Origin of the sequence: Streptomyces sp. NRRL B-24572 (assembly GCF_002156145.1) — a bacterium.
GTDB lineage: Bacteria > Actinomycetota > Actinomycetes > Streptomycetales > Streptomycetaceae > Streptomyces > Streptomyces vietnamensis.
Genome location: NZ_MWIG01000283.1, coordinates 1 through 7,156, shown reverse-complemented (window position 1 = coordinate 7,156; position 7,156 = coordinate 1). Strand labels below are relative to the sequence as shown.

Annotated in this window: 7 protein-coding genes; 6 read left to right on the top strand and 1 reads right to left on the bottom strand. The window is 72.7% G+C overall.

Annotated features, from left to right (window positions below):
• The 5 genes from CCN56_RS17750 to CCN56_RS17735 form a co-directional block, all read left to right on the top strand.
• The coding region (locus CCN56_RS17750; RefSeq protein ID WP_086828008.1) for a helix-turn-helix transcriptional regulator at positions 1-760 on the top strand (760 nt) is incomplete at its 5' end.
• A gap of 173 nt (positions 761-933) precedes the next feature.
• Positions 934-3,633 carry a class IV lanthionine synthetase LanL gene (gene lanL, locus CCN56_RS17745; protein ID WP_086827997.1) on the top strand — a complete coding sequence of 900 codons (2,700 nt, stop codon included), beginning with the start codon at positions 934-936 and terminating at the stop codon, positions 3,631-3,633.
• A 163-nt stretch (positions 3,634-3,796) separates the two neighbouring features.
• Positions 3,797-3,952, top strand: coding sequence for a VenA family class IV lanthipeptide (locus tag CCN56_RS43255; RefSeq protein ID WP_167352188.1), 156 nt, complete (start codon positions 3,797-3,799; stop codon positions 3,950-3,952).
• A 122-nt stretch (positions 3,953-4,074) separates the two neighbouring features.
• Positions 4,075-5,163: an ATP-binding cassette domain-containing protein gene (locus tag CCN56_RS17740; protein WP_086827996.1), complete on the top strand. Its 1,089-nt coding sequence runs from the start codon at positions 4,075-4,077 to the stop codon at positions 5,161-5,163.
• A complete protein-coding gene (locus CCN56_RS17735; RefSeq protein WP_086827995.1) occupies positions 5,160-6,014 on the top strand; it encodes an ABC transporter permease in 855 nt (284 codons plus the stop codon). Before CCN56_RS17740 ends, CCN56_RS17735 begins: the two co-directional genes overlap by 4 nt.
• Positions 6,015-6,089: 75 nt before the next feature.
• Here CCN56_RS17735 and CCN56_RS17730 read toward each other — a convergent pair whose 3' ends face one another.
• On the bottom strand, positions 6,090-6,824 hold the full coding sequence (locus CCN56_RS17730) for an SDR family oxidoreductase (RefSeq protein ID WP_107484171.1): 735 nt from the start codon (positions 6,822-6,824) through the stop codon (positions 6,090-6,092).
• Positions 6,825-6,895: 71 nt separating this feature from the next.
• Here CCN56_RS17730 and CCN56_RS17725 point away from each other — a divergent pair.
• Positions 6,896-7,156, top strand: a 261-nt coding sequence (locus CCN56_RS17725) for a LysR family transcriptional regulator (protein WP_143664543.1), incomplete at its 3' end; no start/stop codon positions are given.

Here is a 7,156-nt window from a genome sequence, read left to right as displayed (position 1 = left end):
ACCCGGCCTGCGCCGCGACGAGGTCGCCAGGCTCGCCGGAGTCAGCACCGAGTACTACACCCGCCTCGAACAGGGCCGGGCCCAGAACCCCTCCCCCGAGGTGCTCGAATCCCTCGCCGGCGCGCTGCGGCTCGACCCGTCCGAACGCGAGCACCTCACCGACCTCCTCGCCCGGCCCACACCTGCCCGCCGTACCCCTGCCGGTCCCCAGCGCGTGCGTCCCGGCCTGCACCTGATGCTGCAGACCCTCGACCACGTGCCGGCGTTCATCCTGGGGCGGCGCACCGACGTCCTGGCCTCCAACCGCCTGGCCCGCGAGGTCCTCACCGACTTCGACGCCCTGCCCGCGCCGCACCGCAACCTCGCCCGCTACTACCTCCTCGATCCCGAGGCCCGCGCACGCGTCGGCGACTGGGAACGGATCGCCGCCGAGACCGTCGCCATCCTCCGTCTGGAAGCCGGCCGCAACGCGCACGACCGCCGTCTCGCCGACCTGATCGGCGAACTCACCGTGAAGTCACCGGAGTTCTCCACGTGGTGGAACGACCACCGGGTCCTGCGCCGGACCCACGGAGCCAAGCGTTACCACCACCCTCTCGCCGGCGATCTCCACTTCTCCTACGAGTCCTTCCAGGTCCCGGGCGACACCGAACAGACCCTGTGCGTCTACAACGTCGAGCCGGGCTCCGACACCGCCCGGGCCCTCCGGCTCCTCGCCGACTGGACCGCGCCCCTGCCGGCGGGGACCCCGGAGTCCTGAGGGGACGGAGGGCCGGCGATCGTGCGCCGCTCGCTGCGCCGGGCGCGCTCCTTGTCGGGGGTAGAACGTCGCGCGCTCGCTGGATGAAGTGAATCCGGGTGGGTGTGTGTTGGTCGGTTTATGTCACCGGGCACGTTCCCGTCAGCGGTTCTCACCGTTGAGAGGGACACGCAATGACGAGCCACGCTACCGAAGTCGACTTGGAAGGCCTCCTCCGCGAGGCGCTGCACGCCACGGGTACGGGTGCGCGCTGGGCGGTCGAGGCGGACGAGATGTGGTGCCGGGTCGCGCCCCTGGCCGGGACGCGGCGTGAGCAGGGGTGGAAGCTGCACGTGTCGGCCACGGCCGCCTCCGCGCCGACGGTCCTCACCAAGGCCCTGGGCGTGCTGCTGCGGGAGCAGTCGGGGTTCAAGTTCGCCCGGTCCCTCGAGCAGGTGAGCGCGCTCAACTCCCGGGCGACGCCACGGGGGAGCTCGGGCAAGTTCATCACCGTCTACCCGCGTTCCGACGCCGAGGCGGCCGCTCTCGCCCAGGAGCTGCACGCGGCCACGGCGGGTCTCGCCGGGCCCCGGATCCTGTCCGACCAGCCCTACGCCGTACGCAGCCTGGTGCACTACCGCTACGGATCGTTCGTCGGCCGGCGGCGGCTGTCGGACGACGGTCTCCTCGTGTGGTTCATCGAGGATCCCGACGGCAATCCCGTGGAGGACAGGCGCACCGGCCAGTACTCCCCGCCGGCCTGGGTCGAGTGTCCGTTCCCCGCCGCAGTGCCGGTGGCGCCGCGCAGCGGGGACGCGACGAGCCGTCCGGTGGTGCTCGGTGGCCGCTTCGCGGTGCGCGAGGCGATCCGGCAGACGAACAAGGGCGGCGTGTACCGGGGCAGTGACGTCCGTACGGGTGCGGGCGTGGTGATCAAGGAGGCCCGGCCGCACGTGGAGGGGGATGCCTCCGGCGGGGACGTCCGCGACTGGCTGCGGGCCGAGGCCCGGACGTTGGAGAAGCTCAAGGACACGGGTCTCGCCCCGGAAGCGGTGGCTTTGTTCGAGCACGGCGGGCACCTGTTCCTGGCCCAGGACGAGGTGCCGGGCGTGACGCTGCGCACCTGGGTGGCCGAGCACTTCCGCGACGCGGGAGGCGAGCGCTACCGGGCCGACGCGCTGGCGCAGGTCGCACGCCTGGTGGACCTGGTCGCGGCGGCGCACGCCCTCGGCCTGGTCCTGCGGGACTTCACACCGGGAAACGTCATGGTCCGTCCGGACGGTGAACTGCGCCTCATCGACCTGGAGCTGGCCGTCCTGGAGGACGAGGCCGCGCTGCCGACCCGGGTGGGGACGCCCGGCTTCAGCGCCCCCGAGCGCCTGGCCGACGCGCCGGTCCGTCCGACGGCCGACTACTACAGCCTCGGAGCCACCGCCTGCTTCGTCCTGGCCGGGAAGGTCCCGAACCTCCTGCCCGAGGAGCCTGCGGGCAGGGCGGCCGAAGAGCGGCTCGCCGCATGGCTGACGGCCTGTACCGGGCCGCTTCGGCTGCCGGACGGCGTGGTGGACATGATCCTGGGGCTGATGCGGGACGATCCCGCCGAACGATGGGATCCCGCCAGGGCCCGCGAGGCCCTGGGGACGACAGGTCCGACGGGGCGAGGCGGGGTCGTGGGGACGGCGCCCTGTGTCGGTGCCGGCCCGGTTCGAGGCGGCGAGGCACAGGACGGCGCGGTGCACGATGCCGTGGTGGCCGGGCTCGTGAACCACCTCGTCGACTCGATGACCCCCGAGGACGACCGACGGCTGTGGCCCGTGTCGACCCTGGCCGGGGAGAGCGATCCCTGCACCGTGCAGCAGGGCGCGGCCGGCGTCCTGGCCGTACTGACGCGGTACTTCGAACTCACCGGCGACCCGCGACTGCCCGGGCTGCTCGCCACCGCGGGGCACTGGATCGCGGACCGCACCGACCTCCGCTCCCCGCGCCCCGGCCTGCACTTCGGCGGCCGTGGCACCGCCTGGGCGCTGTACGACGCCGGACGCGCCGTCGACGACCGCCGGCTCGTCGACCACGCCCTGGCCCTGGCGCTGGCGCCGCAACAGGTGACGCCCCATCACGACATCACCCACGGCACCGCGGGCAGCGGTCTCGCCGCCCTCCATCTGTGGCAGCGCACCGGGGACGCCCGCTTCGCCGAGCTGGCCGTCGACGCGGCCGACCGGCTGACCTCCGCCGTCACCCGCGAGCCCGCGGGAGTGGGCTGGTCCGTGCCCGGGGAGGCCGATTCCCCGGAGGGCGGCAAACGCTACCTCGGCTTCGCGCACGGGACGGCCGGCATCGGCTGCTTCCTGCTCGCCGCCGCGGACCTCTCCCGGCACCCCGGTCACAAGGACCTGGCCGTGGAGATCGGCGAGGACCTCCTGGCAGGAGCCGTACGCACCGGGGAGGCGGCCCAGTGGCCCGCCCAGGCCGGTGACGTGCCCACGGCACCGTACTGGTGCCACGGCGCGGCGGGCATCGGGACCTTCCTCGTACGGCTGTGGCAGGCCACCGGGGACGACAGGTTCGGCGACCTGGCCCGCCGAAGTACGCACGCCGTCACGGAACGCGCCTCCCGCGCCGCGCTCACCCAGTGCCACGGGCTCGCGGGCAACGGCGACTTCCTCCTCGACGTGGCGGACGCCACGGGAGAGTCCGTCTACCAGGACATGGCCGAGGATCTGGCCGGCCTCCTCCTGGCCGAAAGAGCCCACCGGCAGGAACAGGTGGTGTTCCCCAACGAGTACGGGGACGTCTCGACCAGCTGGAGCGACGGGTCCGCCGGGATCCTCGCCTTCCTCCTGCGGGCCCGTCGTACGAGCCCCCGTCACTGGATGGTCGAGCAGCGGGGTTGAGCGCCCGGGAGGGCCCGCCGTACCGGGCGCAGACCTCCCTTCGTGTCTCCGTGCCTCGCCCTCTGCGTCCCCTCCCCACAGACTCCCGGCGCCGGCTCGACCGGTCGCCGGGTCGAGCGGCAGAGCAGTGCTGCCGCCATCCCACAGAAAGAAGGAAAATCCCATGGAGAACCAGGACCTCGAACTGCTGGCCCGTCTGCACGCCCTTCCGGAGACCGACCCCGTCGGCGTCGACGGAGCGCCGTTCGCCGCGACGTGTGAGTGCGTCGGTCTGCTGACCCTCCTCAACACGGTCTGCATCGGCGTCAGCTGCGCGTAGGACAGCAGGCACCATCCGGCCGGCGGCTGTCCCGGGCAGCCGCCGGCCGGAGCACCGACGGGAAGAGCGGCACGCACCCGCGGCCGCGGATGCGGCGAACCCGTAGACGAGGACCAGACCCCATGCAGCGACACACCGACGATGACGAGCTCGCCCCGGCGGCCCTCAGGACGGCCGCGCCCGCGAGCCCCCATGCCACACACCACCTCCCCGAGCCCGCGTACGCCATCACCACGCGCGGACTGGTCAAGAGCTACCCGGGACCGGAGGGCACCCTCACCCACGCCGTGCGCGGCCTGGACCTGGACGTGCGTCAAGGCGAGACGTTCGCCTTCCTCGGCCCCAACGGCGCGGGGAAATCCACCACGATCGCCATGCTGTGCGCCCTGGCCCGCCCCACCTCCGGTCACGCCACGGTGGCCGGGGCGGACGTCCTCACCCGGCCCCACGAGGTACGGCGCCGGGTCGGCATGCTCTTCCAGCACAGCGCCGTGGACCCGGACCTGACGGCCGAACAGAACCTCCACATCCACGCCCGCCTCTACGGCCTGCCCCGCTCCCACGCCCGTCGGCGCACCGCCGAAGTGCTCGAGACGGCCGGGCTCACCGACCGGCGCCGCTCCCCCGTACGCACCCTGTCCGGCGGCATGCGGCGCCGCCTGGAGATCGCCCGCCAGCTGCTGCACGCGCCCGGCGTGCTGTTCCTGGACGAACCGACCACCGGACTCGACCCGCATGCCCGGGCCCAGGTCTGGGAGCACCTGCGTGCGCTGCGCGAACGGCACGGCAGCACCCTCTTCGTCACCACCCACTACCTGGAGGAGGCGGAGAACTGCGATCGCATCGCCATCATCGACCGCGGCCTGCTGGTGGCGCAGGGCACGCCTTCGGCGTTGAAGGCCGCGATCGGAGACGACCGGGTCGTCCTGCACACCGGCGACGACGCGGCGGCGCAGCAGGTCGTACGCCGGATCGCGCCGCCCGACCGTGCCGTCACCGTCGACGCGGGCGGCGTCTGTCTGCGGGTTCCGGGCGGCAGCTCCTGGATCCCGCGCCTGTGCGCGGCCCTGGAGGCGCACGGCATCGCGGTGCACGCCGCGTCCGCGACCCCGCCGACGCTCGACGACGTCTTCTTCCACCACGCCGGCCGCAGCCTGGACGCCACACAACCCGGCCGGACACCCCTCGACTCCGTGGGCGGCACCCGATGACCGCCCTCGCCGGGAAGTACTCGGCCACGCCCCACGGCGACGGGGCCGGCCGCCTGCGGCACGAACTGCGCGCGGTCCACGCCCTGGTCCACCGCGATCTGCTGCGCCTGGCGGGCCGGCGCACCCACACGGCGCTGATGCTGCTCCACCCCGTGCTCTACCTCTTCATCCTCGGCGGCGGGCTGGCCGCCCTCATCCCCCAGTCCTCCCTCGGCGTCGGCTACCAGACCTACCTCTTCCCCGGCATGCTGATGATGACGGTGCAGACGCCCGCCATCATGGTCGGGATCCGGCTGATCACCGACCGGGAGAGCGGCTATCTGCGGGAGCTCCTGATGGCGCCGGTGCACCGGTCCACCCTGCTCCTGGGAAGCTGCGCCGGTGGCACCCTGACCGCCACCGTGCAGGGTGCCGTCCTGCTCGGCCTGGCGGGTGTGGCGGGCCTGCCGTACGACCCGCTCCTCCTGGTGCTGCTTCTCGCCGGCATGGTCCTGGCGTCCTTCACCATCACCGCCCTGGCGCTTGCGCTGGCCGTGGGTCTGCGCAGGGCCGAGACGTTCCACACGCTGCTCGGCCTGGTGATGATGCCACTGCTGTTCCTCTCGGGCGGCTTCTTCCCCCTCACGGCTCTGCCCGGCTGGATCCGCGCGTTGTCCGACGCCAACCCCCTCGCGTACGCGGTCGACCTCCTCCGCCGCACGATCGCCCTCCGGGTCCCGGACCGGGCGGCCGCCGCCGGCATCGAATGGGCCGGCCAACCACCGCCCCTCCCCCTGGAAGCCGCCCTCCTCCTGACCAGCGGCACCCTCGCCCTGCTGTGGGCCGCACACCGCTTCAACCGCCCGGAATGACCGGGCGTCGGAGGGGCGCGGCGGGGGTTGAAAACACCCCCGCCGGGCTTCGGGCGGTGACGGCACGGCACGGTCTCACCAGGGAATCGGCCCGTCCTCGGCCAGAAGGGCGCCCGTCGGGCCGTCCTCGCCCGCCGTCGCCAGGTCAACCGCGACGGCCGCGCCCTCCTCCGCCGTGCGTATCCCGGTGTGGCGGTTGAGGTCGGTCGCGCAGTAGCCGGGACTCACCGCGTTGACCAGGATCCCTTCGGCACGCAGTTCGTCGGCGTAGAGCACGGTGATCGCGTTCAGCGCGCTCTTCGAGGTGCAGTAAGGCAGGAGCAGCGCGGAGTAGGAGGACCACGGGCTCTCCGGGTCGGCCATGTGGGTGAGGGAGCCGAGTTCGCTGGACATGTTGACGATGCGTGCGGCGGCGGAGCGGCGGAGCAGGGGGAGCATGGCGTGGGTCACCGCGATGACGCCGAACACGTTGGTCTCGTAGACCTGCCGGACGGTGGCGGCGGGGATTTCACTCGGCTTTTGCTGCCCGGCGGCGATCGCGGCGTTGTTGACGAGGATGTCGAGGCGGCCGAACGTGGCGTCGATGTGCTTGGCGGCGGCCTGGACCGAGGTCTCGTCGGTGACGTCCAGCGGTACGAACCGTACGTCGGCGCCGTCGGCGCGAAGCTCCTCGGCCGCCGCCTCGCCACGCTCGGCGTTGCGGGCGCCGATCAGCACGGTGATGCCGAGGGCTGCGAGCCTGCGCGCCGTCTCCTTGCCGATTCCCTTGTTCGCGCCGGTGATCAGAGCAGTCTTCTGTGAAGTCGTCATGGCACCCAGCCTCCCCTGACCCATGGGCGGCAGGGAAAGACCAGAAGGCTCTGGATCTATAGTCCACAGATATGAGTGAGCTAGAGGTGCGGGAGCTGAGGTACTTCATCGCGGTCGCCGAGGAACTGAACTTCAGCCGGGCCGCACAACGCCTGGGGATGGCGCAACCCCCGCTGTCGAAGGCGATCGCTCAGACGGAGTCCCGGCTCGGGGTACGCCTGCTTGAGCGCACCACCCGGCAGGTGAGGCTGACCGACGCCGGCCAGGTGCTGCTCGACCAGGCCCGGATCGCGGTCGACGCGGTGCACGCGGCGGCCCGGCGTGCACGCCGG